Annotated in this window: 1 protein-coding gene; it reads left to right on the top strand. The window is 54.5% G+C overall.

The window, feature by feature from the left end:
• Positions 1–53 precede the first annotated feature (53 nt).
• Positions 54–1276 (top strand): IS3 family transposase gene (locus tag H096_RS24505; RefSeq protein ID WP_167351249.1). Its coding sequence is split into 2 segments (ribosomal slippage): positions 54–405 and positions 405–1276, totalling 1224 coding nucleotides; the frame shifts between segments, so codons are not numbered across the junction.
• The last annotated feature ends 37 nt before the right edge of the window (positions 1277–1313 follow it).

Below are 1313 nucleotides of genomic sequence, written 5' to 3'. Positions count from 1 at the left end.
TGTCCCGTCCTGAATAAGGTTTACGCCTTCTGACCTATCTTCAGGAGGAGTCAATGGATTCGGGCAAAAGGCGGAGCCAGCGTGACTACACGCTAGCCTTTAAATTATCGGTCGTAGACCAGGTCGAAAAGGGCGAGTTGAGTTATAAAGAGGCTCAACGGCGCTACGGCATTCAGGGCCGGTCCACAGTACTGGTCTGGCTACGCAAGCACGGCCGGCAGGACTGGAGCCAAGGCGCGTCAATTCGAGAGCCGAGGAGCAGGTCCATGACCGAGCCAACCCTCCCACTGACCCCCGAGCAGCGGATCAAAGAGCTCGAAGAACAGCTGGCGCTAAGCAATCAGAAAGCGCAATTCTTCGAAGCCGTCGTGAATGTTCTGAAAAATGACTACGGTGTTTCCGTCGTAAAAAAGCGACCCGGCAAGTCCTCTCGCAAGGGCAAATCCAAGGCCTGAGCATCACGAGGGCTTGCCTGTTTATGAGCATTTCGCGCCAAGCGTATTACCAACGCAATCGGGTTTTCGACGAGAGGGCTCGTCAAGATCAAGAGGTCATGGACTTTGTTCTTGAAAAGCGCCGCCGTCAGCCACGGATAGGCACGCGCAAGCTGCATTACCTGATGAGCGTTGAAGTTGGTGCATCAGTTCGGGTCGGCAGAGACCGCCTGTTTAGCATCCTGCGCAACGCTCGAGAACTGGTTGTACGCAAACGGGCATACCACAAAACGACGGACAGCCATCACCGTTTTCGCCGACACCCTAACCTGCTCAAAGCAGGTCATGAGCAGATAGTGGCCAATAGGCCAGAGCAGGTCTGGGTTGCAGACATCACCTACCTGCCGACACAGGAAAGCGTGGCTTATGTGAGCCTGGTGACAGACGCCTACTCGCGCAAGATCGTAGGCCATCATGTGCATGAGAGCTTGCATACCGAGTCGGTAATCAAGGCGATGGAAAAGGCAGTTGGTGAGCGCCGAAGCACGCTGCCACTGATCCATCACTCAGACCGTGGAGCCCAATACTGCTCTGAGCTTTATCAACGCTTGCACGCTAGTCATGGCGTCAGGTGCTCAATGACCGACGGCTATGACTGCTACCAGAATGCTCTGGCGGAGAGGATAAACGGCATTTTGAAGACCGAGTTCCTGCTGTATCGCCCTAAAAATCTGGCGGACGCAGTGAAAATGGTGGATGAGTCGGTGCTGATCTACAACGGGGAACGGCCACACCTGTCCCTGAAATACAAAACGCCCGATGCGGTGCATCGGGCGTTTTGAGACTGAAACAGGTGTAAACCTATTTCAGGACTAGACA

Source organism: Pseudomonas sp. FH1 (assembly GCF_000510895.2).
GTDB lineage: Bacteria > Pseudomonadota > Gammaproteobacteria > Pseudomonadales > Pseudomonadaceae > Aquipseudomonas > Aquipseudomonas azotoformans_A.
This window is presented reverse-complemented; position numbering and strand designations above follow the sequence as displayed.